This window comes from Streptomyces sp. NPDC037288, from assembly GCF_055603265.1.
Genome location: NZ_JBVJVY010000011.1, coordinates 129,840 through 154,722 on the forward strand (window position 1 = coordinate 129,840; position 24,883 = coordinate 154,722).

General features: G+C 71.5%; 24 protein-coding genes and 1 pseudogene. 10 read left to right on the plus strand and 15 right to left on the minus strand.

Annotation, left to right across the window (positions count from 1 at the left end; genetic code table 11):
- Positions 1-11: 11 nt before the first annotated feature.
- Together ACZ7GZ_RS16000 and ACZ7GZ_RS16005 are read left to right on the plus strand one after the other, a co-directional pair.
- On the plus strand, positions 12-572 hold the full coding sequence (locus tag ACZ7GZ_RS16000) for a VanZ family protein (protein WP_471024535.1): 561 nt from the start codon (positions 12-14) through the stop codon (positions 570-572).
- An 88-nt stretch (positions 573-660) separates the two neighbouring features.
- Positions 661-861 (plus strand): PspC domain-containing protein, encoded by a 201-nt coding sequence (locus ACZ7GZ_RS16005; RefSeq protein ID WP_450799047.1) that lies wholly within the window; start codon positions 661-663, stop codon positions 859-861.
- An 81-nt stretch (positions 862-942) separates the two neighbouring features.
- Here ACZ7GZ_RS16005 and ACZ7GZ_RS16010 read toward each other — a convergent pair whose 3' ends face one another.
- Positions 943-1,326, minus strand: coding sequence for an ATP-binding protein (locus ACZ7GZ_RS16010; RefSeq protein WP_471024536.1), 384 nt, complete (start codon positions 1,324-1,326; stop codon positions 943-945).
- A gap of 146 nt (positions 1,327-1,472) precedes the next feature.
- Positions 1,473-2,636, minus strand: coding sequence for an adenosine deaminase (locus ACZ7GZ_RS16015; RefSeq protein ID WP_471024538.1), 1,164 nt, complete (start codon positions 2,634-2,636; stop codon positions 1,473-1,475).
- A 145-nt stretch (positions 2,637-2,781) separates the two neighbouring features.
- Between ACZ7GZ_RS16015 and ACZ7GZ_RS16020 the strand changes: the two genes are divergently transcribed.
- The gene (locus ACZ7GZ_RS16020; RefSeq protein ID WP_471024539.1) at positions 2,782-3,543 is read left to right on the plus strand and encodes an alpha/beta hydrolase family protein; all 762 of its coding nucleotides are present in this window, start codon (positions 2,782-2,784) and stop codon (positions 3,541-3,543) included.
- Between the two features lie 23 nt (positions 3,544-3,566).
- Here the strand turns inward: ACZ7GZ_RS16020 and ACZ7GZ_RS16025 are convergent, their stop codons facing one another.
- Positions 3,567-4,529, minus strand: coding sequence for a LysR family transcriptional regulator (locus tag ACZ7GZ_RS16025; protein WP_471024541.1), 963 nt, complete (start codon positions 4,527-4,529; stop codon positions 3,567-3,569).
- Between the two features lie 63 nt (positions 4,530-4,592).
- Between ACZ7GZ_RS16025 and ACZ7GZ_RS16030 the strand changes: the two genes are divergently transcribed.
- Positions 4,593-5,888: an MFS transporter gene (locus ACZ7GZ_RS16030; protein ID WP_471024542.1), complete on the plus strand. Its 1,296-nt coding sequence runs from the start codon at positions 4,593-4,595 to the stop codon at positions 5,886-5,888.
- A 204-nt stretch (positions 5,889-6,092) separates the two neighbouring features.
- Positions 6,093-7,106 (plus strand): sigma-70 family RNA polymerase sigma factor, encoded by a 1,014-nt coding sequence (locus ACZ7GZ_RS16035; protein WP_471024544.1) that lies wholly within the window; start codon positions 6,093-6,095, stop codon positions 7,104-7,106.
- Here ACZ7GZ_RS16035 and ACZ7GZ_RS16040 read toward each other — a convergent pair.
- The gene (locus ACZ7GZ_RS16040) at positions 6,990-7,376 is read right to left on the minus strand and encodes an STAS domain-containing protein (RefSeq protein ID WP_471024545.1); all 387 of its coding nucleotides are present in this window, start codon (positions 7,374-7,376) and stop codon (positions 6,990-6,992) included. The genes ACZ7GZ_RS16035 and ACZ7GZ_RS16040 overlap by 117 nt on opposite strands.
- 51 nt (positions 7,377-7,427) lie before the next feature.
- Here ACZ7GZ_RS16040 and ACZ7GZ_RS16045 point away from each other — a divergent pair, with 51 nt between their 5' ends.
- Positions 7,428-8,348, plus strand: a complete 921-nt coding sequence (locus ACZ7GZ_RS16045; protein ID WP_471024546.1) for an AEC family transporter — start codon at positions 7,428-7,430, stop codon at positions 8,346-8,348.
- A 7-nt stretch (positions 8,349-8,355) separates the two neighbouring features.
- On the opposite strand, the gene ACZ7GZ_RS16050 is transcribed toward ACZ7GZ_RS16045, so the two are convergent.
- The 8 genes from ACZ7GZ_RS16050 to ACZ7GZ_RS16085 form a co-directional block, all read right to left on the minus strand.
- Entirely contained in the window at positions 8,356-8,940 is a 585-nt protein-coding gene (locus ACZ7GZ_RS16050) for a Uma2 family endonuclease (RefSeq protein WP_471024547.1), read from the minus strand.
- A gap of 95 nt (positions 8,941-9,035) precedes the next feature.
- A complete protein-coding gene (locus ACZ7GZ_RS16055; RefSeq protein WP_471024647.1) occupies positions 9,036-10,313 on the minus strand; it encodes a thymidine phosphorylase in 1,278 nt (425 codons plus the stop codon).
- Between the two features lie 79 nt (positions 10,314-10,392).
- Positions 10,393-10,797 (minus strand): cytidine deaminase, encoded by a 405-nt coding sequence (locus ACZ7GZ_RS16060; RefSeq protein WP_471024548.1) that lies wholly within the window; start codon positions 10,795-10,797, stop codon positions 10,393-10,395.
- Complete coding sequence (locus tag ACZ7GZ_RS16065; RefSeq protein ID WP_471024550.1) at positions 10,794-12,080, minus strand: ABC transporter permease; 1,287 nt, start codon at positions 12,078-12,080, stop codon at positions 10,794-10,796. The genes ACZ7GZ_RS16060 and ACZ7GZ_RS16065 overlap by 4 nt, the downstream gene beginning before the upstream one ends.
- Entirely contained in the window at positions 12,080-13,207 is a 1,128-nt protein-coding gene (locus tag ACZ7GZ_RS16070) for an ABC transporter permease (RefSeq protein WP_471024551.1), read from the minus strand. Before ACZ7GZ_RS16070 ends, ACZ7GZ_RS16065 begins: the two co-directional genes overlap by 1 nt.
- A complete protein-coding gene (locus ACZ7GZ_RS16075; RefSeq protein WP_471024649.1) occupies positions 13,204-14,730 on the minus strand; it encodes an ABC transporter ATP-binding protein in 1,527 nt (508 codons plus the stop codon). The genes ACZ7GZ_RS16070 and ACZ7GZ_RS16075 overlap by 4 nt, the downstream gene beginning before the upstream one ends.
- 282 nt (positions 14,731-15,012) lie before the next feature.
- Entirely contained in the window at positions 15,013-16,071 is a 1,059-nt protein-coding gene (locus ACZ7GZ_RS16080; RefSeq protein WP_471024553.1) for a BMP family lipoprotein, read from the minus strand.
- Between the two features lie 277 nt (positions 16,072-16,348).
- Positions 16,349-17,584: an amidohydrolase gene (locus ACZ7GZ_RS16085; RefSeq protein WP_471024554.1), complete on the minus strand. Its 1,236-nt coding sequence runs from the start codon at positions 17,582-17,584 to the stop codon at positions 16,349-16,351.
- A gap of 234 nt (positions 17,585-17,818) precedes the next feature.
- Here ACZ7GZ_RS16085 and ACZ7GZ_RS16090 point away from each other — a divergent pair, with 234 nt between their 5' ends.
- On the plus strand, positions 17,819-18,499 hold the full coding sequence (locus ACZ7GZ_RS16090; protein WP_471024556.1) for a class I SAM-dependent DNA methyltransferase: 681 nt from the start codon (positions 17,819-17,821) through the stop codon (positions 18,497-18,499).
- A gap of 1,238 nt (positions 18,500-19,737) precedes the next feature.
- Here ACZ7GZ_RS16090 and ACZ7GZ_RS16095 read toward each other — a convergent pair.
- Positions 19,738-21,006: pseudogene (locus ACZ7GZ_RS16095) on the minus strand (serine/threonine-protein kinase); the annotation flags it as partial.
- Positions 21,007-21,165: 159 nt separating this feature from the next.
- Here ACZ7GZ_RS16095 and ACZ7GZ_RS16100 point away from each other — a divergent pair.
- Positions 21,166-21,618, plus strand: a complete 453-nt coding sequence (locus ACZ7GZ_RS16100; protein WP_471024558.1) for an iron chaperone — start codon at positions 21,166-21,168, stop codon at positions 21,616-21,618.
- Between the two features lie 152 nt (positions 21,619-21,770).
- Here ACZ7GZ_RS16100 and ACZ7GZ_RS16105 read toward each other — a convergent pair whose 3' ends face one another.
- Positions 21,771-22,232, minus strand: coding sequence for a pyridoxamine 5'-phosphate oxidase family protein (locus ACZ7GZ_RS16105; protein ID WP_471024559.1), 462 nt, complete (start codon positions 22,230-22,232; stop codon positions 21,771-21,773).
- A gap of 287 nt (positions 22,233-22,519) precedes the next feature.
- Here ACZ7GZ_RS16105 and ACZ7GZ_RS16110 point away from each other — a divergent pair, with 287 nt between their 5' ends.
- Both ACZ7GZ_RS16110 and infA read left to right on the plus strand, forming a co-directional pair.
- A complete protein-coding gene (locus tag ACZ7GZ_RS16110) occupies positions 22,520-23,317 on the plus strand; it encodes a GNAT family N-acetyltransferase (protein WP_471024561.1) in 798 nt (265 codons plus the stop codon).
- A 106-nt stretch (positions 23,318-23,423) separates the two neighbouring features.
- On the plus strand, positions 23,424-23,648 hold the full coding sequence (infA, locus tag ACZ7GZ_RS16115) for a translation initiation factor IF-1 (protein WP_471024563.1): 225 nt from the start codon (positions 23,424-23,426) through the stop codon (positions 23,646-23,648).
- A gap of 27 nt (positions 23,649-23,675) precedes the next feature.
- On the opposite strand, the gene ACZ7GZ_RS16120 is transcribed toward infA, so the two are convergent.
- Positions 23,676-24,845, minus strand: coding sequence for a hypothetical protein (locus ACZ7GZ_RS16120; protein ID WP_471024565.1), 1,170 nt, complete (start codon positions 24,843-24,845; stop codon positions 23,676-23,678).
- Positions 24,846-24,883 lie beyond the last annotated feature (38 nt).

Here is a 24,883-nt window from a genome sequence, read left to right on the forward strand (position 1 = left end):
TCTTGGGGGGCGTGCAGCGTCAAGGCTCCAGCGGCGGCAGCGCCGCGATCCGTATCCGGGTGACAGGGGGTGTCCTCCTCGTCGCCCACCTCGCCCTCGTGGCCTGGCTGATGCTGCGACCCCTGGACGTGCCCTGGGTGACACCCCCCAACCTGCACCCACTCGCCGGCATCCGGGCCGATCTGGCCCTGGGCTGGCCGCGGGCCGCGAGACCCCTCGGCGAGGGACTGGCACTGCTCGCCCCGCTCGGCGTGCTGGTGCCGATGGCCCACGGCAGGCTCGTCGTCTCCCCGCTCGCCTCCCTGATCCGTACGGCCGCCGCGGGCGCCCTGATCTCTCTCGGGATCGCCCTGCTGCAGACCGGCGTACCCGGCAGGGTCGTGGACGTCGACTCGCTGCTCCTCAACACCACCGGTGTGGTCCTGGCCCACCTGCTCGTCGTGCCCGCGGGCCGCGCCCGGCTGCGCAGGCAGGAGACGCACGAGCGCGCCGGGACCGAGCCCGTCACCGTCCAGGAGGAGCTGTCTCAGGGGCGTACCCCGACGATTCCCAGGGTCGGAATAGCTCCGTAGAGTGACGCTTCGCCCGCTTCGTCTCCGTACCGTCGAAGACAGCTGAAGACACCTGACGACAGCGAACCGACGACCCGGAGGAGTCGACATGAGCGCCCTTGTCCGTCCCACCCACGGCCGCGTGCTCGGCGGAGTGTGCGCAGCGCTGGCACGGCGCTTCGGCACCTCCGCGACGACGATGCGCGTGATCTTCCTGCTGTCCTGTCTGCTGCCCGGCCCGCAGTTCCTGCTCTACATAGCGCTGTGGATCCTGCTGCCGGCGGAGGACAGGACGCGTACCGCCTGGTGACCGACCGCCGTACGCGAAACGCCGTCGGGGCGCTCCCGGATCTGACCGGGGCGCCCCGACGGCGTCGTACGGCAGTCGGCGTCAGCCGAGCGACACCCCGTCGACCGGCAGGCCGTGCGTGGGCAGGCCGCGCGTGGGCAGGCCGCGCGTGGGCAGGTTCTGCACCGGCAGTTCGCCGAGGCGGCTGTGTACCGGCGCGGTCGTCCCCTGCCTCAGCGCGCTCTCGACGGCCGGCTGCGCGGCGGCCACGCCGGCCCCCAGGGCGTCCTGCCCCCGGGTGAGGGCGTCGGCGGCACCCGGCTGCGCCGTGCCGACGTTCTCGGCCGGCAGCGTCCTGGTGACGCCGTCCAGCGCCGGGGCGGTGTCCGGCACCGCCGGGGCCGCGTGGGCCGCGCCCGCGCCGACGGCGGCGAAGGCGGCACCGAGAGCGGCGACACCGAGGGTCCTGACAGCAGAGTGCTTCATGGGAAATGCGTCCTTGCCATGAGGGGACGGAACAAAAACGATGAACGGTCCACGACCGTAAACACGCCCGATCGCCCGCCGCAAACACCGAAATGCGGACGGCTTGTGAACCCCCGTTCACAAGCCGCGCCCCCAGCGAGCCGCCCTTATCCCGCCGAGCCGGCAGAACCCCTGGTGGAGGGCGTTTGCTGAAACAGCCATTCGGATTTCAGTTCCGCATATCCGGGCTTGACGACGTCATTGATCATCGCAAGTCGTTCATCGAAAGGAATGAACGCCGATTTCATTGCATTGACCGAGAACCACTGAACATCGTCGAGCGTGTAGCCGAACACCCCGACGAGACGCTCGAATTCCTGGCTCATACTCGTGTGCGACATCAGCCGGTTGTCGGTGTTCACCGTGGCCCTGAAGTGGAGCCGGCGCAGCAGCCCGATCGGGTGCTCGGCGTAGGAGGGCGCCGCCCCGGTCTGCAGATTGGAGCTGGGGCACAGCTCCAGGGGGATCCGCTTGTCGCGGACGTACGACGCCAGCCGGCCGAGCCGCACCGAGCCGTCCTCGCGGACCTCGATGTCGTCGATGATCCGTACGCCGTGCCCGAGCCGGTCGGCGCCGCACCACTGCAGGGCCTGCCAGATGGAGGGCAGCCCGAAGGCTTCGCCGGCATGGATGGTGAAGTGGTTGTTCTCGCGCTTGAGGTACTCGAACGCGTCGAGGTGCCGGGTGGGCGGATAGCCGGCCTCCGCACCGGCGATGTCGAAGCCGACCACCCCCAGGTCCCGGTAGCGGTTGGCCAGTTCGGCGATCTCCAGGGAGCGGGCCGCGTGCCGCATGGCGGTCAGCAGGGCGCCGACCCGGATGCGCCGGCCGCTCTCCCGGGCGATCCGCTCGCCCTGCCGGAACCCCTCGTTGACGGCCTCGACCACCTCCTCCAGGGTCAGCCCGCCGTCCAGGTGCTGCTCGGGGGCGTACCGCACCTCGGCGTAGACGACCCCGTCCTCGGCGAGGTCCTCCGCGCACTCGCGGGCGACCCGGACGAGCGCCTCCCGGGTCTGCATCACGCCGACGGTGTGCTTGAAGGTCTCCAGATACCGTTCCAGCGAGCCGGAGTCGGCGGCCTCGCGGAACCAGATGCCCAGCTTGTCCGGATCGGCCTCGGGAAGCTCCGAGTAGCCGGTCGCGTGGGCGAGTTCGACGACGGTGCCGGGGCGGAGCCCGCCGTCGAGATGATCGTGCAGCAGTACCTTGGGTGCCCGGCGGATCTGGTCCGGCGTCGGAACGGCCCCACTTGGCGCAGTCTGGCTCGTCATTTCCGCACTGTAACGCCTACGCGCGTAGAGGACCCGGTGAACGCGACGGCTCTTTCACAGCACTTTCCCGGCGCTTTCCCGTCGATACGCAACGGTGACCGCACATACGGGTTTCGCACACCGCCCCTTCTGACACTGTTCTGTCATGGGACAGCAAGCGACACCGGTCCGAACGGCCGGGCTGGGAAAGGCGATCGGCCCGGTGCCGACGGGGGTGAGCGGAGCGGTGCTGCTGCTCCCCGGCGGGGAGGAGGTCTCCGCCCGCAGGCCGTCCCCCGTGCGGGCGACGATCGCGCTGCGCTCGCTGGGCCGGCGTATCGCACGGGCCGGCCGGGACGAGGGACTGGCCGTGCACACCGTGCGGTATCGCTACCGGGGCTGGAACGGGAGCGAGGCGCACCTGGCGATGGACGCCGAGTGGGGCACCGACGAGGTCGTACGGCGGTACGGCGACGTCCCCGTGTGTCTGGTCGGGGTGGACATGGGCGGACGGGCGGCGTTGCGGGCGGGCGGGCACGAAGCGGTCAACTCCGTCGTGGCGCTGGCCCCCTGGCTGCCGGAGGAGGATGTGGCCGCCCCCGCCGAGCCGGTGAGGCAGCTGGTGGGGCGGCGGGTGCTGATCGTGCACGGCACGAACGACGAACGGACCGACCCCGAACTGTCGTTCCGGTTCGCCGCGCGGGCGAAGAAGACCAACCGGGAGGTGTGCCGGTTCGAAGTGCATTCCGACGGGCACGGGTTGCATGGGCATCGGGACGAGGTCGCCTGTCTGGCCGTTGATTTCATGATGGGGGCCTTGTTCGGGCACTCCGTGTCCCGCCCCGTCGAGGATGCGCTTGCCGCTCCGCCGCCGATCGGTCTGAGGATGCCGTTGGCTGTGGGGTTCGGCCGGTCGTTGAAGCGGTAGGACTCCGGGGCCTTCGGCGCCCCTCACGTCGGCAGCAAGTTGCCCCTTCTTGAGAGCAGGAACTTCTTGAACGCCGCCACCGGTGGGGTGTCCGGTCGGCCGGCCAGCCAGGCGACGCCGATCTCGCGGACCGCCCTCGGGGCCGTGACCGTCAGCTCCACCACCCCCGGACGCGCAACGGTCGGCGGGGGCAGCAGTGCGACCCCCAGACCCGCCGCCACCAGACCCCGCAGGGTCTCCGCCTCCTCGCCCTCGAAGGCGACTTTCGGGCGGAAGCCGGCCTCGCGGCACAGGGTGTCGAAGATGCGGCGCAGGCCATAGCCGGGCTCCAGGGTGACGAAGGTTTCCTCGGCCGCCTCGGCGAGACGGACGCGGCGGCGGCCGGCCAGACGGTGGTCGGCGGGGACGACCAGGCGGAGTTTCTGCTCGTCCAGGCGACGGGCCACCAGGTCGGGGGCGTCGGGGACGGGTGAGGTGAGGCAGAGGTCCAGCTCGCCGGCGCGCAGGCGTTCCAGCATGGCCTCGCCGTAGTTCTGGACCAGGCTGAAGCGGACGCGCGGGTGGTCGGCGCGGAAGGCGTGCAGGAGGCCGGGTACGGTCTCCGCGCCCATGGTGTGCAGGAAGCCGAAGGCGACCTTGCCGGTGGCGGGGTCGGCGTCGGCGCGCACCTCCTCGGCGGCTCGTTCTATCTCGGCGAGGGCCCGTTCGACGGAGGTGAGGAAGGTGCGGCCGGCGGGGGTCAGGGAGACCGTACGGCCGTGGCGGGCGAACAGGTCGACGCCGAGGTCCTGCTCCAGGCGGACCATCGCGCGGGAGAGGGTGGACTGGGGGACGTTCATCTCGTGGGCGGCCCGGGTGACGTGCTCGGTGCGGGCCACGCCGGCGAAGTACGCGAGGCGCGGGGCGAGCACCCGCGACATCTCAGACATGTCTTCTGTGTCACCGGATGGTGACAGACGGGCCTGTGAGCTCTGCTGATGCGTCATGGGAATGATTATGGCGAATTCATGCATTGGACGGATGAGACAGGCCCTCCTACGGTCGAGGACATGTCTCCCGCCAGTACCGGGGCGTCCACCACCCTGGACGCCGCAACGCACGTCCCTTCCGTCGACCCCACCGACGCCGACTCCCGTATGACCCCGGGCGGCCCCGGCTACCGCCGGATGAGTCTCGCCCTCTTCCTCGCCGGAGTCGCGACGTTCGCCCTCCTCTACTCCACGCAGGCCCTGCTGCCGCTGATCTCCGGCGAGTTCGGGGTCGCGGCGAGCGAGGCGAGCTGGACCGTGGCGGCCGCGACCGGCGGACTGGCGCTGTTCGTGCTGCCCATGAGCGCCCTGTCCGAGCGTTTCGGGCGCCGTGCGGTGATGACGGGCTCGCTGGCCGTCGCGGTCACGGTCGGCCTGCTGGTGCCGTTCGCGCCGTCGATCGGCGCGCTGGTGGCCATGCGGGCGGTGCAGGGCGCGGCCCTGGCCGGTCTGCCGGCCTCGGCGCAGGCCTATCTGGCCGAGGAGGTCCGGCCGAAGGCGCTGGTCACGGCGATCGGCCTGTTCGTCGCGGGGAACAGCGTCGGCGGCATGAGCGGCCGGGTGATCACCGGCTGGGTGGCCCAGGAGTGGGGGTGGCGGGTCTCGGTCGGTGTGATCGGCGCGGTCGCCGTGGCGTGCGCGGTGGCGTTCCGGCTGCTGCTGCCGGCCCCCAAGCACTTCAAGGCGGGCTCGCTGCGGCCCCGCGTGCTGCTCGGCACGGTCCGCGACCACCTCGCCAACCCGCTGCTGCGGCGCCTGTACGCGATCGGTGCGCTGTTCATGACGGTGTTCGGCGGTGTCTACACGGTGATCGGCTACCGGCTCACGGAGGCGCCGTTCGGGCTGCCGCAGGGCATCGTCGGCTCGATCTTCCTGGTCTACCTGGTGGGCACGGTGTCGGCGTCCACGGCGGGCCGTCTGGTGGGCCGGCTCGGCCGCCGGGGCGCGCTGTACCTGGCGGGCGGTACGACGGCGGCGGGCCTGCTGCTCTCGGTGGCGCCCTCGCTGCCGCTGGTCCTGCTGGGGCTGGTGCTGATCACGGCGGGGTTCTTCGCGGGCCACGCGGTGGCGTCCTCGGCGGTCAGCAAGACGGCCACGCACGGCCGCGCGCAGGCCTCGGCGCTCTACCAGTCGGCGTACTACATCGGCTCCAGCGTCGGCAGCACGGTCGGCGCGACGGCGTTCCACGCGGACGGCTGGGGCGGCACGGTGGGGGTGGGCCTGCTGGCCGTCGTCGGGGTCGTCACCATCACGGTGCTGGGTACGCGGGCGGCGCGGGTCGAGGCCCGACGCTCGCTGGTGGCCAACGCCCACTGAGACGCCGCGTGAGAGGCGCGGGGAACTGCGCGAGTACCCGCGACGAACTCGCAGCCGCCCGCGAACCGCACCACCCGAGTTCGTGGGCGCACCGCCTCTCACCTGCACTTCTCCCAACTCGGCACGCCGTTGTCAGTCCCCTGCGGTAGCTTCCCAAGTGGCGCGAAGGTGCGCCGCAGGGACGGCCACAGGGGTGGGTGGACGATGGGCGACAGCACGGCGACGGCGGATCTCGACGTCGCACTGGAGAAGCACCGGACCGAGCTGACCGGGTACTGCTACCGGATGCTCGGCTCCTCCTTCGAGGCCGAGGACGCGGTGCAGGACACCCTGGTCCGGGCCTGGCGGAGCTACGACAAGTTCGAGGGCCGCTCCTCGCTGCGCTCGTGGCTGTACCGGATCGCGACGAACGTGTGCCTGGACATGCTGACGGCGGGCAACAAGCGGGCGCGGCCGATGGACCTCACCGAGTCGACCCCGCTCGCCCAGGCGGCCCTGTCCCCCCGGCCGGACCACACGTGGCTGGAGCCGATGCCGGACGCGCGGGTGCTGCCGACGGTCGAGGACCCGGCGGAGGCCGCCGTCGCGAAGGAGTCGATCCGGCTGGCCTTCATGGCGGCCCTCCAGCAACTGCCGCCCAAGCAGCGGGCGGTGCTGATCCTTCGCGAGGTGCTGGCCTGGAAGGCGAGCGAGGTCGCCGAGCTGCTGGGCACCACGGTCGCCTCGGTCAACAGCGCGCTGCAGCGGGCGCGGGCCACGCTCGCCGAGCGCGCGGACGCGGGCCCCGAGGGCGCGGTGTCCGACCCGCTCGACGAGGAGCAGCAGAGACTCCTTGAGCGCTATGTGAAGGCCTTCGAGGGGTACGACATGACGGCGCTGACGGCGTTGCTCCACGAGGACGCCGTCATGACGATGCCCCCGTTCGACCTGTGGCTGCGCGGCCCGGCCGACATCACCGGCTTCATGACCACCCTCGGTGCCTCCTGCGCCGACTCCCGTCTGGTGCCGGTCCAGGTCAACGGCCTGCCCGGGTTCGCGCACTACAAGCCGGACCCGGAGAACGGCGGGTTCAGCCCGTGGGCGGTGCAGGTGCTGGAGCTGTCAGACGGCCGGATCACCGGTTTCCACTGCTTCCTCGACACCACGCGCTGGTTCCCGCTCTTCGGCCTGCCCCTCCGTCTGGAAGCGAAGGCCGACGAGGTCGAGCAGGGCGGGTAGCGCGGGATCGGGGTCCCGCAGACGGATCCGCCCGCCGGACCGGCGGGCGGCCAGCTCCAGGCGCGCCAGCAGGTCCACGACGGCCAGCCCCGGCGGCCCGAGCCCGCCCACATCGCACACGACGACGCGGTCCCGGCTGCCCGCCAGCAGCTCCTGCACCTGGGCGCACAGCCCCGCGACCTCGTCACGGGCGACGGGGCCGGGCAGCGCGAGCACAGCGGGTTCCTTGGCCTTCACATGCGGTAGACCCGCGGGGCGGGCGTAACTCATCGGCACAGATCACATTGACCGGTCCCCCCGTCGACTCGGAGGGTTGGCCCTGTGACGGGGGTACTGAGCGGGTTCGCGGTGATCGCGGTCGTCATCGGGGTGGGCTATGTGCTCGGGCGGCGCGGGACGCTCGGCGCGCAGGGCGGCGAGGTGCTGACCCGGCTGGCCTTCACGGTGGCGGGCCCCGCGCTCCTGTTCACGACCCTCGCGCGGGCCGATCTGTCGGTGCTGTTCTCCGCCCGGCTGCTGGTGACGGCGCTCAGTACGGCCGCCGTGTCCGGGATCTTCGTGGTGGTCGGCGTGCTGCGGCGCTGGGGGGTGGGCCGTACGACCATCGGCGCCCTGTGCTCCGGTTACGTCAACTCGGGCAACCTCGGCATCCCGATCGCCGCGTACGTCCTGGGTGACGCGTCCCTGGTGGCACCGGTGCTGCTCTTCCAGGTCGTCCTGGTGACCCCGGTCGCGCTGACCGTCCTGGACCTCTCCGGGATGGGCGAGAAGGGCACGGTGTGGCGGCGTCTGCTGACACCGCTGCGGAATCCGATAGCGGTGGGCTCCCTGTCGGGGGTGGTGGTGTCGGCGGCGGGCTGGGCGGTGCCCGGTCCGCTGATGAACCCCCTCACGCTGATCGGCAACATGTCCGTCCCGGCGGCGCTGTTGGCCTTCGGCATGTCCCTGCACGGCAGTCCGGCCCCGGGCCGAGGCAGGGACCGCCAACCGGTCCTGCTGTCGGCGGCGTTGAAGTCACTGGGCCAGCCGCTCGTGGCCTGGGCCCTGGCCACGACGCTCTTCGGCCTGCACGGCGCGCCCCTGCTGGACGTGGTGGTGACCTCGGCCCTCCCGGCCGCGCAGAACCTGTTCACGTACGCCAGCCGCTACCGCGTGGCCGAGGGCCTGGCCCGCGAGTCGATCCTGCTGTCGACGGCGGTGTCGGTGCCGGTACTGGTGGGGGTGGCGGCGGTGCTGGGCTGACGCCCGGTCAGTCGACGGGGAACTCTCCCGTGTCGATCGTCAGGTCGAAGGGCGCCGGGAGCTTGATGGGATCGCCGAACTTCACTGCGCTGAGGACCCGGTAGACGTCGCCCTTCGGCTCGCCGTGGAGGGTCGCGGTGGGGCCTCCGGGGGCCCAGCGGTCGATGAGGAGGTAGAGCGGGATACCGGCGGTGGCGTAGGCGGCGGCCTTGCTGACGCGGTCGTGGCGGGCGTTGGACTTGGAGGTCACCTCGACGACGAGTTCGGCGAGGGCGGCGGGGAGGTAGGAGTCCGTCTCCGGGCGCTCCTGCACCGGGACCACCAGCAGGTCCGGGATGAGCATGCCCAGCCGTGACGGTACGGCGATCGACTGGGTCTGGAAGATTTCCCAGTCCTCGGGGATCACGGAGTAGAGGCGGCGCTGGACGCGGGCCGCGATCACGTTGTGGCGGAACGCGGGAGAAGGGGACACGGTGATGATCCCCTCGATGATCTCCACCTTGCTGCCCTCGGGCCATTCCATCTCCTCCCAGTACCGGACGAGGTCGTCCCAGTTCTGGTCGGGGTCCTGGCTCACGGTGAGTGCGCTCATGGCGGTCTCCTATCCGTGCGTCACCGATCCCAGCATGCCGAACGGGATCGGCGGAGGTCCACCGATCCCGTTCACCCGCACGATGAATGACCTGGTCAGGCGATACGTTCCAGCACCACCGGCGTCGCCGTGAAGTCCGTGCCCGGCGCCGCGATGTCGTACGAACCCTCGACGGCCTGGAGGGCGTACTCGAAGCGCTCCGGGGTGTCCGTGTGCAGGGTCAGCAGCGGCTGGCCCTCCGTCACCGGGTCGCCCGGCTTGGCGTGCATCTCGACGCCGGCGCCCGCCTGCACGGGGTCCTCCTTGCGGGCACGCCCCGCGCCCAGGCGCCAGGCGGCGACGCCGACGCCGTAGGCGTCCAGGCGGGTCAGGACACCCGACGACGGGGCCTTGATGACGTGCTGTTCCTTCGACGTGGGCAGCTCCGCGTCCGGGTCGCCGCCCTGGGCCTGGATCATCCGGCGCCACACGTCCATCGCCGAGCCGTCGGCCAGGGCCTTCGCCGGGTCGGCGTCCTTGATGCCGGCCGCGTCGAGCATCTCGCGGGCCAGGGCGACGGTCAGTTCCACGACGTCCGCCGGGCCGCCGCCCGCCAGGACCTCCACCGACTCGCGGACCTCCAGGGCGTTGCCCGCCGTCAGGCCGAGCGGGGTCGACATGTCCGTCAGGAGCGCCACCGTCTTCACACCGTGGTCGGTGCCCAGGCCGACCATCGTCGAAGCAAGCTCACGGGCGTCCTCGATCGTCTTCATGAAGGCGCCCGTGCCGACCTTGACGTCCAGCACCAGGGAGCCCGTCCCCTCGGCGATCTTCTTCGACATGATCGAGGAGGCGATCAGGGGGATGGCCTCGACCGTTCCGGTGACGTCGCGGAGCGCGTACAGCTTCTTGTCCGCCGGGGCCAGGCCGTCGCCCGCCGCGCAGATCACCGCGCCCGTCGTGTCCAGGACGTGCAGCATCTCCTCGTTCGACAGCAGGGCGCGCCAGCCGGGGATCGACTCCAGCTTGTCCAGGGTGCCGCCGGTGTGGCCGAGGCCGCGGCCCGAGAGCTGCGGGACGGCCGCGCCGCAGGCCGCGACGAGAGGGGCCAGGGGCAGGGTGATCTTGTCGCCGACGCCGCCCGTGGAGTGCTTGTCGGCCGTCGGGCGGGACAGGGCCGAGAAGTCCATGCGCTCACCGGAGGCGATCATGGCCGCCGTCCAGCGGGCGATCTCGCGGCGGTTCATCCCGTTGAGCAGGATCGCCATGTTGAGCGCGGCCATCTGGTAGTCGGCGACCTCGCCGCGGGTGTAGGCGTCGATGACCCAGTCGATCTGTTCGTCGGTCAGCTCGCCGCGGTCCCGCTTGGTGCGGATCACGGAGATGGCGTCCATGGCCATGGCTGGTGGCTTCCTTCCGGGAGGTGCGAAGCGCACGGCCCCCCTGCGAGCGGGGCAGGGGGGCCGTACGGCGTTACTTGGTGAGATGGTCCGGGCCGAAGGCCTGGGGCAGCATCTCGGACAGCGTCAGGACGCCCGCGGGGGTGTCCAGGAGGAGGTCCGGACCGCCGAACTCGTACAGCAGCTGACGGCAGCGACCGCACGGGACCAGCAGGGCGCCCCCGCCGTCCACACAGGTGAAGTGGGTCAGGCGGCCGCCGCCGGTGCGCTGGAGGTCCGAGACCAGGCCGCACTCGGCGCACAGCCCGAGGCCGTAGGAGGCGTTCTCCACGTTGCACCCGGTGACCGTGCGGCCGTCGTCGACCAGGGCCGCCACGCCGACCGGGAAGCCGGAGTAGGGGGCGTACGCGTGGCTCATCGCCTCCCGCGCCACCTCCCGCAGCGCCTCCCAGTCGAAGCCGGCGGCTTGCCTCGTCACTTGCCCTGGCCCTTCCGGTAGCGCATGCCGTCCGCCTTCGGCATCCGCAGGCGCTGCGCCGACAGGGACAGCACCAGCAGGGTGACGACGTACGGGGTGGCGCCCACGAAGTCGCTCGGGACCTCGTCGGTGAGCAGGTACCAGACCAGGACCAGCGCGGCCACGATGAGGCTGATCGCGCCCTGCCACAGCGAGGTGCGGTACAGCCTCCAGCCTGCCATGAGGACGAGCAGGACGACCAGCACGAGCAGCAGGGCGTGGACGGTCGTACCGCCGTTGCGCAGCTGCAGCGCGTCGGAGTAGCCGAACAGGCCGGCGCCCATCGCCAGGCCGCCCGGACGCCAGTTGCCGAAGATCATCGCGGCGAGGCCGATGTAACCGCGCCCGCCGGTCTGGCCCTCGAGGTAGGTGTGCGAGGTGACCAGCGCCAGGAAGGCGCCGCCGAGGCCGGCGAGGCCGCCGGAGACGGCGACGGCCGCGTACTTGTAGGTGTAGACGTTGACGCCGAGGGACTCGGCGGCGGTCGGGTTCTCGCCGCACGAGCGCAGCCGCAGGCCGAACGGGGTGCGCCACAGGATCCACCAGCTGCCGACGAAGAGCACCGCGGCCAGGACCGTGATCACGGACAGGTGGGTGATCAGGCCGCCGAGGATGCCGGCGAGGTCGGAGACCAGGAACCAGTGGTGGTTCTCGATCGAGTGCAGGCCGTCGGAGAGGCCGGGCACGGTGACGTCGGGCAGCGGGTCCACCGGCGGGGACTGCTTGGGGTTGCCGCCCGCGTTGGCCGCGGCGCCGCCGGCGAAGAACAGCTTGGCGAGGTACTGGGTGGCGCCGAGCGCCAGCAGGTTGATCGCGACACCGGAGACGATGTGGTCGACGCCGAAGGTGACGGTGGCGACGGCGTGCAGCAGGCCGCCGAGGACGCCGAAGCCGACGCCGGCCAGCAGACCGAGCCAGGGGCTGGACTGCCAGCCGACCCAGCCCGCGCCGAAGGTGCCGAGGATCATCATGCCCTCGAGGCCGATGTTGACCACACCGGCGCGCTCCGACCACAGACCGGCGAGACCGGCGAGACCGATCGGCACGGCGAGGCCGAGGGCGGCACCGACCTGCCCGGCCGAGTCGAGGTCCTGCGAGCCGGTGATCATACGGATCGCGGCCAGGAGCAGCAGCGCACCCGCGACGAGCAGGAGGATCTGGCCCCGGGAGCGGCCCGAGCGCTGCGGCGCGCCCGCCGCCCTGGGCGCCGCGGGCGGCGGCGCGTCGGTCATCGTGGCAGTCATCACGCCACCTCCTGCTTCTTCGTCGTGGCGGCGGCCTGGGCGGCGAGTTCGGCGCCGACCTTCTGCTGCTGGCGCTTGAGGCCGTAGCGGCGTACGACCTCGTAGGCGATGACGACGCACAGGACGATGACGCCCTGGATGACGCCGAGGATCTCCTTGTCGTAGCCCTGGAACTCCAGGTGGTTGGTGGTGCGCTCCAGGAAGCCCCAGAGCAGGGCGCCGAGCGCGATGCCGACCGGGTTGTTGCGGCCGAGCAGCGCGATGGCGATGCCGGTGAAGCCGATGCCCGCCGGGAAGTCGCTGCTGAACTGGTAGCTGTCGTTGAGCAGGGTCGGCATACCGATCAGGCCGGCCACCGCACCCGAGATGATCATGCTGGTGACGACCATCTTCTTGACCGACACACCGCTCGCGGTGGCCGCGCTCTCGGACTGGCCGACGGTACGCAGGTCGTAGCCGAACCGGGTGCGGCCGAGCACGAACCAGTACGCGATGCCGACGATCACGGCGACGAAGATGAAGCCCCACAGCACGCCGGCCGGGCCGGTGTCGATGTCGAAGAAGTGCGAGGCCGACGGCAGCGGCTTGGTGGCGACGACGGTGCCGCCCTGCTGGAGCTGGGCCAGCTTTCCGGGCTGCAGCAGGTAGGCGATGATCGCGGTGGCGATCGAGTTCAGCATGATCGTCGAGATGACCTCGCTGACGCCGCGGGTCACCTTGAGCACACCGGCGATGGCCGCCCACAGGGCACCGGTCGCCATCGCGCAGATGAGGATCAGGAGGATGGAGAGCCAGCCGGGCAGGGTCAGCGCACCGCCGAGGACGGCGGCGAAGAACGCGGCGAGCCGGTACTGGCCGTCGACGCCGATGTTGAACAGGTTCATCCGGAAGCCGATGGCCACCGAGACGCCCGCGAGGTAGTACGTGGTCGCCTTGTTGAGGATGTAGACCTGGCTGTCGCTGGCGAAGCCGTAGGTCAGCATGTCGTTGAAGGCGGGACCGGGGTTCTTGCCGGTCGCGAGGATCACCAGGGCGGTGACGACGAGCGCGGCGACGACCGCCAGCACCGGCGCGGCGATGCCGAGGAACAGCCGCTCCTTGTCGATCCGTGAGGTCAGCTTGTTCATCGCTCGTCGTCCTCTGTGTGCTCCAGGTGGCCGGTGGCCGCACCCGTCATGGCGGAGCCCAGCTCTTCGGGGGTGATGGTGGCGGGGTCGGCGTCGGCGACCAGTCGGCCGCGGTACATCACCCGCAGGGTGTCGGAGAGGCCGATCAGCTCGTCCAGGTCGGCGGAGATCAGCAGTACGGCCAGGCCCTCGCGGCGGGCCTCGCGGATGTAGTCCCAGATGGCCGCCTGGGCGCCGACGTCCACACCGCGGGTGGGGTGGGCGGCGATGAGCAGCTTGGGGTTGTGGCTCATCTCGCGGCCGACGATCAGCTTCTGCTGGTTGCCGCCGGACAGCGAGGCCGCGGTCACGTCGATGCCGGGGGTGCGGACGTCGTACGCCTCAACGATCCGCTCGGTGTCGGCGCGGGCCGCCTTGATGTCGATCAGCCCGCCGCGCGAGTTGGGCTTCTCGGTGACGTGGCCGAGGATGCGGTTCTCCCACAGCGGGGCCTCGAGGAGCAGGCCGTGGCGGTGGCGGTCCTCGGGGATGTAGCCGATGCCGGCCTCGCGGCGGTGGCGGGTGGCGGCGTGGGAGATGTCGGCGGTGTCGAGGGTGATCACGCCGGCGTCCGGGTGGCGCATGCCCATGATCGCCTCGACCAGTTCGGACTGGCCGTTGCCCTCCACTCCGGCGATGCCGAGGACCTCGCCCCGGTGGATGGTGAAGGAGATCTGGTCCAGGATGATCCGCTCGATGCCCTCCAGGTCGGTCTGCGCGAGGTGCAGGCCTTCGACCTCCAGCATCGGGACGTCCGTGACGGTGGACTCCGCGGTCTCCGGGGTGGGCAGTTCGCTGCCGACCATCATCTCGGCGAGCTGCTTGGGGGTGGTGTGGGACGGCTCGGCCGTACCGACCGTCGTACCGCGCCGGATGACGGTGATCTCGTCGGCGACGGAGAGCACCTCGCCCAGCTTGTGGGAGATGAAGATGACGGTGAGGCCCTCGGCCTTGAGCTCGCGCAGGTTGTCGAAGAGGGCGCCGACCTCCTGCGGTACGAGGACGGCGGTGGGCTCGTCCAGGATGAGGGTCTTGGCGCCGCGGTAGAGGACCTTGAGGATCTCCACGCGCTGGCGGTCGGCGACGCCCAGCTCCTCCACGAGGACGTCGGGGCGGACGTTCAGGTGGTACGCGTCGGAGATCTCCTTGATCTTCGCGCGGGCCTTGCCGCCGATGCCGTACAGCTTCTCCGCGCCGAGGACGACGTTCTCCAGCACGGTGAGGTTGTCGGCGAGCATGAAGTGCTGGTGCACCATGCCGATGCCGCGGGCGATGGCGTCGCCGGGGTTGTGGAAGACGACCTGTTCGCCGTTGACGGTGATCGTGCCCTCGTCCGGCTGCTGCATGCCGTAGAGGATCTTCATCAGGGTGGACTTGCCGGCGCCGTTCTCACCGCACAGGGCGTGGACGGTGCCCGTGCGGACCGTGATGTCGATGTCGCGGTTGGCGACGACGCCGGGGAAGCGCTTGGTGATGCCGCGCAGTTCGACGGCAGCGGGAGGGCTGGACGCGTTGATGGCGCACTCTCCTCGGGGAAAGGGGCTGCATAGGGGAGGTGGCAGGCGTCGGCGACGCTAGCGCGGCAACTCCGCGCTACACGCGTAGAGTTGACACATTGTTATGGCTCGGCGAGGGGCCGTTGGGACGGCGTTCCCTCGCCGAGCCGAGGTCCGACGGGCCGATCGGATCCGTCAGCCTGGACCGACCGGATCCGTCAACCGGGACCGATCGGATCCGGCCGGTCAGGACCGAACGGATCCGTCAGGTCACGGGGTGGTCTTGACCTTGATCTGGCCGTCGACGATCTTCTTCTTCGCGGCGTCCAGCTTGGGCTGGATGTCCTTGATGAAGCCACCGCTCGTGGCGAGCGAGACACCGCCCTTGGCGAGCGAGTAGACGTTGTTGCCGGTCAGCGGCTTGCCGTCCTTGACGGACTTGATGAAGTCGTACACACCGACGTCGACGTTCTTGACCATGGAGGTCAGGAACGAGCTCTTGTACTGGGCCAGACCCGGGATGTTGTACTGGTCGGAGTCCACGCCGATGCCCCAGGCGCCCTTGACGCCGTGCACGGCCTCGATCGCGCCGTTGCCGGAGGAGCCGGCGGCCGTGTAGATGACGTCGGCACCCTTGTCCAGCATGCCCTGCGCGGCCTGCTGGCCCTTGTCCGGGCTGGAGAAGCCGGAGAAGTCCTGGCCGTGGGACAGGTACTGGACGTCGACCTTGACCTTGGGCTTGGTGTCGTGCACGCCCTGGACGTAACCCGCCTCGAACTTCTTGATCAGCGGGTTGTCGACACCGCCGATGAAGCCGACGTGGTCCTTCTTGGTCTTCAGCGCGGCGGCGACACCGGCCAGGTAGGAGCCCTGCTCCTCGGTGAACGTGATGCTGTTGACGTTCGCGCCCTTGACGACCGAGTCGACGATGCCGAAGTTGGTCTTCGGGTACTTCGCGGCGATCTTGGTCACGGCGGGGGCGTAGGAGAAGCCGACGGCGACGATCGGGTTGTAGCCCGCGTCCGCCAGGTCCGACAGACGCTGCTCACGGTCGGCCTCGGTGTCCGAGGTCTTCGCGGTCAGCTCCTTGACGGAACCGTCGAAGTCCTTCACGGCCTTGTCGGCACCGCGCGCGGCGGAGTCGTTGAAGGAACGGTCACCACGGCCGCCGACGTCGTAGGCGAGACCGATCTTGACACCCTTGCCGCCGCCGGAGGAGGCGGACGACCCGGTGTTGTTGTCGGAGGAGGTGCTGCCACAGGCTGTGGCAGTCACGGCGAGAGCTGCGGTCGCGATACACGCAGCGGAAAGCTTGGCTACCCGGCGCACGGGAAGGCTCCTTCACCTGACCTGAGCGCCGTGACGGCGCTTGATGTGAGCACCATGCCAGTGCTCGGGCCGGAACGCCCCGTCGGCGTTGGCTTCGCGGCATCGTAACGCGCGTAGATGTCGCAAAAAACCCCCTCTCGAAGCCGTTATCGATTCGAGGCAAACAGCATCTGAACTCGGGCTCTCGGCCCTCTCATGCCGTTGTCGCGCGCTGTGTATGAATGGCTTGGGAGCGTGTTGCGCCGGCCAGGGGAAGGCCCCCGCAGGGGCCGGAAGATCAGCCCTGCGCCCCGTTCGGCTCAAGGAAGGCCGCCGCCGTGAACATGTCCACACCGACCGTGATCGCGTCCTCGTCGGCGTCGAAGTCGCCCTGGTGGAGATCGCGCACCGTGCGCTCGCCGGGCCGGCGCACCCCGAGGCGGGCCATGGCGCCGGGCACGCGCTCCAGATACCAGGAGAAGTCCTCGCCCCCGAGGCTCTGCTCGGTGCTCTCCACGGCGTCCCGGCCGCGCCGCGCGGCCATCGCCCGGCGCAGCAGCTCGGTGGACTCGCGGTCGTTGACGACCGGCGGCACCCCGCGCACATAGGTGATCTCGGACTTGGCCCGGTGCAGGGTGGCGACCTCGTCGATGGCGGCGTGCACCATGTCCGGGGCCTGCCGCCAGGCCTCCAGGTCCAGGCAGCGCACGGTCCCGGACAGCTCGGCGTGCTGCGGGATGACGTTCGGCGCGTGGCCGGACTCGATCCGCCCCCAGGTCAGCGCCAGACCGGCCCGGGTGTCCACGCGGCGGGCGATCAGCGCCGGCACGTCGACGGCGACCCGCGCCGCGGCGGTGACGAGATCGGTGGTCAGGTGTGGCCGGGCGGTGTGTCCGCCGGGCCCGTCAAGGGCGATCTCCAGCCGGTCGCACGCACTGGTGATCGCCCCGTGCCGCAGCCCGATCTTCCCGGCGTCGACCCGGGGGTCGCAGTGCACGGCGAGGATCCGCCCGACCCCCTTCAGCACCCCGTCCTCGATGGCGTCCAGGGCGCCGCCGGGCATGACCTCCTCGGCGGACTGGAAGAGCAGCCGCACCGGGCGGGGCAGCAGCCCCTTGGCGTGCAGGTCGGCGAGCACCAGGCCCGTCCCGAGCACCACGGTCGTGTGCACGTCATGACCGCAGGCATGCGCCCGGTCGGGCACGGTCGACCGGTACGGGCAGTCGGTCTTGGTGTCCGGGATGGGCAGGGCGTCGATGTCCGCGCGCAGTGCGAGCAGCGGTAGGGCCGAGCGCTCACCCTCCGCGAGTCCGATGTCACACACGAGTCCGGTTCCCTTGGCGAGCACCCGTGGCCGAAGCCCCGCCTGCTCCAGCCGTTCCTTGATCGCGGCGGTCGTACGGAACTCCTGATTGCCCAGCTCAGGGTGCATGTGCAAGTCGCGACGGAACGCGACGAGTTCGGCGTGCAGGGCTTCGCTCAGCGCGCCGGGGAGCACATCCCCCGCGAGGCCGGCCTCGGACTCTAGGGACATCAATTGCTTCACCCTCTGAAGGGTAGGACGCCCGGCTGGTCAACTACCCCTCGATCAACAAAAGTTCAGCCCGTTAGGGGAAGAAAATCTGACCGGCGGACGCATGGCGGCGGACTCTGATGGGTAAAACCTCTGTTTCCTCCTTCCACGGATACCACGCCTCGGCACAGTCACGCTCGTCATGTCCACGAACCGGACCCCAGCGCGACCCGCGTGCCGCTAGGGTGCGCACACGTGACCGACACGACCGAGGCCTTCCTGCGGACGACCCGCACCTCCTACGACGCGATCGCCAAGGACTACGCGGCCCGGTTCCCGGCCGGTGACCGGCATCCGCTGGACCGCGCCCTGATCACCGCCTTCGCCGAACTGGTCACGCAGGCCGGCCCGGCCCCCGTGGCCGACCTGGGCAGCGGCCCCGGCCACGTCACCGCGCTCCTGGCCGAGCTGGGCGTCCCGGCCTTCGGTGTCGACCTCTCCCCCGCGATGGTGGCCCTGGCCCGCGACACCTATCCCCAACTGCGCTTCCACATCGGCTCGATGACGTCCCTGGACCTGCCGGGCGCCACCCTGGGCGGCATCCTCGCCCTGTACTCGACGATCCACGTCCCCGACGCCCACCTGCCGGCGGCCTTCGCGGAATTCCACCGCACCCTGGTCCCCGGCGGCCACGCCCTCCTGGCCTTCCAGACCGGCGCGGACCCCGGCCACCTGCACCTGCCGGAGCGCTTCGGCCACGAGATCGACCTCGACTACTACTGGCGCACCCCCGACCAGATCACCGGCCTGCTGACGGAGGCGGGCCTGGACCTGGTGGCGACGGTACGCCGGGAGCCGTCGGGGGAGGAGACACGCGCCCGGGGGTTCGTGCTGGCCCGCAAGCCCGGCGGCGGGGTCCAGGGTCCGCCCGGCTAGCCGTTCGGCGGCGGTACGGCGTCGCGCCAGAGGGTGACGTCCAGGGTGACGTACCGGCTGGCGCTGGTACTCGGGGACTGTCCCTGGTAGGTCACGAGGGCGATGGTGCCGTCCGGAGTGGTCAGGCACAGCTGCCTGCCCCGGCTCAGGCGGCCGACGGAGACGCCGTCGCCCTCGGGGAGGTAACGGGTCTCGTGTCGGCACGTGTCCAGCGAGCCCTGTTCGCCCTGGTCGAGCAGGGCGAGCTCGTCGCCGACGGTGCTGAGGGAGCAGGTGCCGGAGCCGCACAGCAGGTCGAGGTCCTGGTAGCCGTCGTGGCGCGGTGTCAGCGGCCGGTCGGCGAGCTTCAGGGTGTAGTCGTCGGGGAGGTTGATCCTCTTGTACGTCTCGGGCGCGGGCGTGCCGCCGGTGGAGGCGGTGGGGTGCCCGCTCGCCGACGGGCCGGTGCTCTTGGGGGCGCCGGCCGTGGCGGGCGAACCGGAGGCTTCGGCCTGGTCACCGTGGTCGGAGCCGCCGCTCCGGGCGAGATAGCCGATGACTCCGACAGCGAGCACGAGGGCTCCGGCGACACAGCCGAGGAGGACGGCGGTCCCACGGCGCCGGGCACCGGGCGGCGGCTGCACGTGCTGCCCGGTCACCGGCTGTGTGGGCCGGGCGGTCTGCGTCGGGGCCTGGTGCACCCCGGGCAGCTGCCGGGGCACCGGCGCCTGCGGTACGGCGGCCGCCGGGGAGTAGGGAGGGGCGGCCGTGACCGTCGGCGGATGCGGGAACGCCGCAGACGCGGACGCCGGAAGCTGCGGGGGCGGCGCGGGCGCTGCCGCCGGGGGCTGAGAGGACGCCACGGGCGCGGACGCCGGGACCTGCGGGGACGCCGTGGGTGCTGCCGCCGCGGGCTGCGGAGACGCCACGGGCGCTGTCGCCGGGGGCTGAGGGGGCGGCGCGGACGCGGACGCCGGGGGCTGCTGAAGCGACGCGGACGCCGGAAGCTGCGAGCGCGCCGCAGGCGCGGACGCCGGGACCTGCGGGGACGCCGTGGGTGCTGTCGCCGCGGGCTGCGGAGACGCCACGGGCGCTGTCGCCGGGGGCTGAGGGGGCGGCGCGGACGCGGACGCCGGGGGCTGCTGGAGCGACGCGGACGCCGGAAGCTGCGAGCGCGCCGCAGGCGCGGACGCCGGGACCTGCGGGGACGCCGTGGGTGCTGCCGCCGCGGGCTGCGGAGACGTCACGGGCGCTGTCGCCGGGGGCTGAGGGGGCGGCGCGGACGCCGGAAGCTGCGAGGGCGCCGCAGGCGCGAACGCCGGGACCTGCGGAGACGCCGCAGGCGCGGACGACCGGACCTGCGGGGACGCCGTGGGTGCTGTCGCCGCGGGCTGCGGAGACGCCACGGGCGCGGACGCCGAGAGCTGCGGAGACACCGCAGGCGCGGACGCCGGAAGCTGCGGGGGCGCCACGGGCGCGGAGGCCAGGGGCTGTGGGGACGCCACGGGCTCGGACGCCGGAAGCTGCGCAGACGCCGCAGGCGCGGACGTCGGGGGCTGCTGGAGTGGGGGGGTCATGGGGGCCGGGGGCTGTTCTTGCGGGGGCGGCGGCGGGAGGGTGGCCTTGTAGCGTTCAGTGATCGTCGCGGTCACCGCACTCGGCAGCCAGTCCTCATGCCGGCGCAGCTGCGTGGCGCCGGATGCGGCGTTGCAGAGGGCCAGGACCCCGGCGAGGGACGGGCGCGCCTCCGGGGCCTTGGCCAGGCAGCGGCGTACGAGGTCGGTCAGCTCCGCGGGCAGGCCGGTGAGGTCCGGTTCCTCGTGCACGATCCGGTAGAGCACGGCATGGGAGGGGCCGTCGCCGTGCGCGGACCTGCCCAGCGCCGCGAAGGCCGCGATCTGTCCGAGGGCGAACACGTCCGTCGGCGGGCCCACGGTCCGGCCCGCCGCCTGCTCCGGCGACATGAACGCGGGCGTGCCGACCGTGACCCCGCTGCCGGTCAGCGCGGTGCTGTCGGCGGCGCGGGCGATGCCGAAGTCGATGACGCGCGGGCCGTCGGCGGCCAGCAGGACGTTGGACGGCTTCAGGTCGCGGTGCACGATGCCGGCGCCGTGCACCACCTGGAGTGCCTCGGCCACCCCGGCGGTGAGCAGCAGGACGGCCGGGGCGGGCAGCGGTCCGTGCTCGGCGACCGCCGCGGCAAGGCTGGGTCCGGAGACGTACGCCGTAGCGAGCCAGGGCTGCGGCCCCTCGGTGTCGCTGTCGATCACCGGGGCCGTGTAGAGGCCCTGCACCCGTTCGGCCGCGCGCACCTCCTGGGCGAACCGCCGCCGGAACTCCGGGTCTTCGGCGAACTCGGGCCGGATCACCTTGATCGCGACGGGGCGTCCGCCCGGCGTGTGGGAGAGGTAGACCTTGCCCATCCCGCCCGCGCCGAGCCGGGCGGCCAGCCGATACCCGGCGATGCTCCGGGGCTCCTCGGCCGTCAGCGGCTGAAACGTCCCCTCGAACATGCCTGCGCCGTTCATCGACTCCCCCGAAGTCCAAGTCTGATCCGCAGCAGGGACCTTACGCCCTGGAAGTGCTCGGCATCGGACGCGTCGTGCCGTTCCCCGTGCCGTTGTCAGTGGCTCCCGCTAGAGTCCCGTTCCAAGATCCTTGCAGCGAGATCCGAGGGGGAATCCGCCATGGCCGACACCGACAGCACCGCGTACGAGGGTTTCACGGCTGAGGAGCGGGCCGCGATGAAGGAGCATGCCCGGGAGCTGAAGACGGCGGCCCGGCGCAGCTCGCGGGCGGAGAAGGCGGCGCAGGCGGAGCAGGACGTGCTCGCGAAGATCGCCGAGATGCGGGACTCGGACCGGGTCATGGCGGAGCGCGTCCACGCCGTGATCACCGCCAACGCCCCGGGACTCGCGCCCAAGCTCTGGTACGGGATGCCGGCCTACGCGCTGGACGGCAAGGTCGTCTGCTTCTTCCAGAGCGCCGAGAAGTTCAAGTCGCGCTACGCGACCCTCGGCTTCAGCGACCAGGCGAAGCTGGACGAGGGCACGATGTGGGCGGCCGGTTTCGCCCTGACCGAGGTGACTGCGGAGGTGGAGGAGCGGATAGCGGCCCTCGTGAAGCGGGCCGTGGGCTGAGACACGTCCGGCCGCCGGAGGGCGTACGGCTTGACCCCAGGCGCGGTCGACGGACGAGAGCCGGCCGGTGTCTTCGGTGACGAGCGGGATGCCGGCCGCCGACACGGGGAGCGCAGGAGCGAGCGGCCGGGCGACTCGCCGCGGGACGGCCGTCAATCCGACCATGTCCCGTCGCGCATGATGACCCTGCCGCGCAGTTCGGGCTCGCCGCGCCAGGCGCGCACCGTCTTCGGCACCACGCGTACGTACACGAAAGCGCCCTCCTCCGCGCGCGGGTCCCACCCGAACTTGGCGGCGAACGCTTCCGCCGCGTCTCCGGGCACCTTCTGGTCCGAGAAGCACTCCGCCTCGCCCTGGATGAGCACCACGTCGAAGGTGTCCGGCAGCGCCAGGCGTACACGCGGCTCTTCACGGAGGTTCCGCACGGTCGCGGAGGTGGCACCGGTGCACAACCACACGGCTTGTCCGTCCCACAGGAACCACAACGGCACCTGGTGCGGCCCGTGAGCGGGGTGGGCCGTCGAAACCCATAGGTCCCGTTCGCTGACGAGCCGTTCCAGAGTGTCTCGCCTGCGTTCTGCCGGCTGGCGACGAGTGATCCCCGTGGTCTGCATGAGCGCCGACCCTAGCCAGGATTCCCACAGCGCGCATGGGGCGACGGACCTACTCCCGGCGCCCGATGAACACCTCGGCCTCCGCACGCCCCGCTCGCCCCCGCTGTAAACGGGTTGGCCCGGCCGGCCCCCGCTGATACCGTCTGGGCAGCCGTGAGAGAACGCGAGGAGGTGACACCCATGAAGGCTGTATCCCTGTGGGTGCTCCCCCTTTTCGTCACGGTGGGCGGTTGACGTAGGTGTCGCCGGGAGCGCCGAGGACGAGGCACTCCGGAGAGGCAACACCTATGAACTCTGTGCATTTCACTTCAGGCGCGCGTGACCACGCGGTCGTGGTCACGCGGATCTCGGACACACTGTGGCACGCCGTCGAGGACGACCGGACGGTCGGCCGCGGCGACGCCTCGCGCCGACCCGACGGGCGGCTCTTCATCAGCATCGACGCGTGGCACGGCGCGGTCTTCGACCGCATCGCCGACACGATGCTGGAGGACCTGCCCACACCGCTGTACACCGTGGTCGACGAGGCCGACCAGGACGCGACGTCCGCCTGGGAGCGGGCCGGTTTCACCGCGGCACGCCGCGAGTGGGGCTATCTCGTGCCGACCGGCCCGCGGGTCACCGGACTCGGCTCGGTGCGGCCCCCGTCCGGTGTGACGATCGTGCCCGCCGGCGAGGCGGAGGAGGGCCCGCTGCGCGCCCTGGACAGGGTCATCCGCGACGAGGTCGAGGCCGCCGCCGGATGGCAGACGATGCCGGCCGAGGTGCTGCCCCGCCCGGCGGGGACCACCGTGCTCGACCCGTCGAAGTACGCGGTGGCGCGGCACCTGGACCAGTACGTGAGACTGGTCCGGGTGGCACCGCTGATCCGGCAGCCACGGATCGGGCTGATCGCTGTCCGGGCCGACCGGCACCGCCGCGGCATCGCCCGGGCGCTGCTGGCTCACACGCTGGGCTCGCTGCACCGCTCCGGGACCGCCGCGGCATGGGCCGAGGTGGACGAGTCCAACGCGGCGGCCACGGCCCTGTTCGAGAGCATCGGTGCCCGGCGCACGGCCGGCACCCTGGAGCTCGTCCGCCGGTGACGCTCCGCCACACCGCACCGAACGGCCGGACCGCGCCCGAAGCAGGCGCGCACCGCATTCGTTTCCTCCCGAACACCCCGTCCCAGAACGGGAGAAGTGAGAGACCATGACAAAATCAGCAGGGGGCGTGGAAGTCGAAGGCACCGTCATCGAGTGCCTGCGCAATGCCACCTTCAAGGTGGAGCTCGAGAACGGGCACACGGTGCTGGCCCACATCAGCGGGAAGATCCGGAAGAACTACATCAAGATCCTCCCGTACGACCGGGTGCTCGTGGAACTCAGCCCCTACGACCTCACCCGCGGCCGGATCCGCTACCGGTACAGGGCGTAGCGGAAGGAGCCGGCCGGGCCGGCCGGCCTAGGCCAGGCTGGTGACCGCCGCCAGCCGGTGCACGTCCCGGGCCGTGCCCGTCACCCCGGACAGGAAGCCCTGTGCTCGCGGGGACGCGTTCTGAGTGAGCCAGGTCGGGTCGATGTCGCACACCGCCACTCGCACGCCGGTGCCCGTCAGCGCCAGCGGCAGGGTGTGGACGACGGTCGACGGGAAGCTCAGGATCGTACGGCCGATCGGGCCCCGGCGGGCGATCAGCTCCAGGGGGAGGTCCGGGCGGACTATCTGCAGGCCCGTCTCGGCGGCCAGGCGGTGGAGTTTGTCCGCGCTCTCGCGGCGGTGTGCGAAGTACCGGGTCGCGCCGTGGGCCTTGGCCAGGTTGCGGACCGCGTCCAGGTAGCGGTCGCCGTCCACGACCCCCGTCTCCACCAGGGACGTGCCGACCATGTCCGCGCTCTTGGTGATCCGCGGCGGCCCGAAGCGGGCGCGGGTCCAGGAGAAGTCGTTGGCGGTGACCCGTACTCCCTGCGGTGTCTCCGTCACCGGCATGGAGGAGAAGACCTCGACCCGGCGGCGGGCGCTGGGCGTGAGCCGGCGGCGGGCCGAGGAGGACACCGGGGCGAAGAGCAGGTCGCGCACCCCGGGCCGGCCGCCCTTGCGGTGCCAGCGGACAAGCCGCTCGCCCCGGGCCAGCTGGGCGACGAACTCCATCGTCGCCGTGCCGTCGTCCACCACGACCAGGTCATGGGCCCGGGTGATGGTCAGCAGCAGTTGGACATAGCGGGAGAAGGGGTCTCCCATGACGATGCGGTCCGCCCGCCTCAGGGCCGCCGCGAGGCCGCCGATCGTCTGGAACGGGGCCGCCGGGCCGCCCCGCGCCTCCTCCCAGCGCACCCGGTACCCCTCGTCCCTGGCCAGATCCGCCATGCGGCGCAGCTGGCCCCGGGTCATCGGGTCGGTCGGGGACAGGACGACGACCGTGAGATCCGCGCCGGCCTGTGGCGAGTCACCGGCCACGGTCCGCCTCACCTGCGCGGGCACGGACGGAAGCGGGTCCGTGCCCGGCAGCGGGTCCGGCTCCGCGCCGCGCAGGCCCTGCAGATGCGCCCACTCCAGCACGTTCAGCAGCTGGACCGGGCTCTCCACGAAGGCGAGCGTGCGCGGAGGGTGGCCGGCGTGACCGGCGCGGGGGCTCATCGGCGTACGACCGTCCCGTCGTAAGGGGCTCAAGGGTC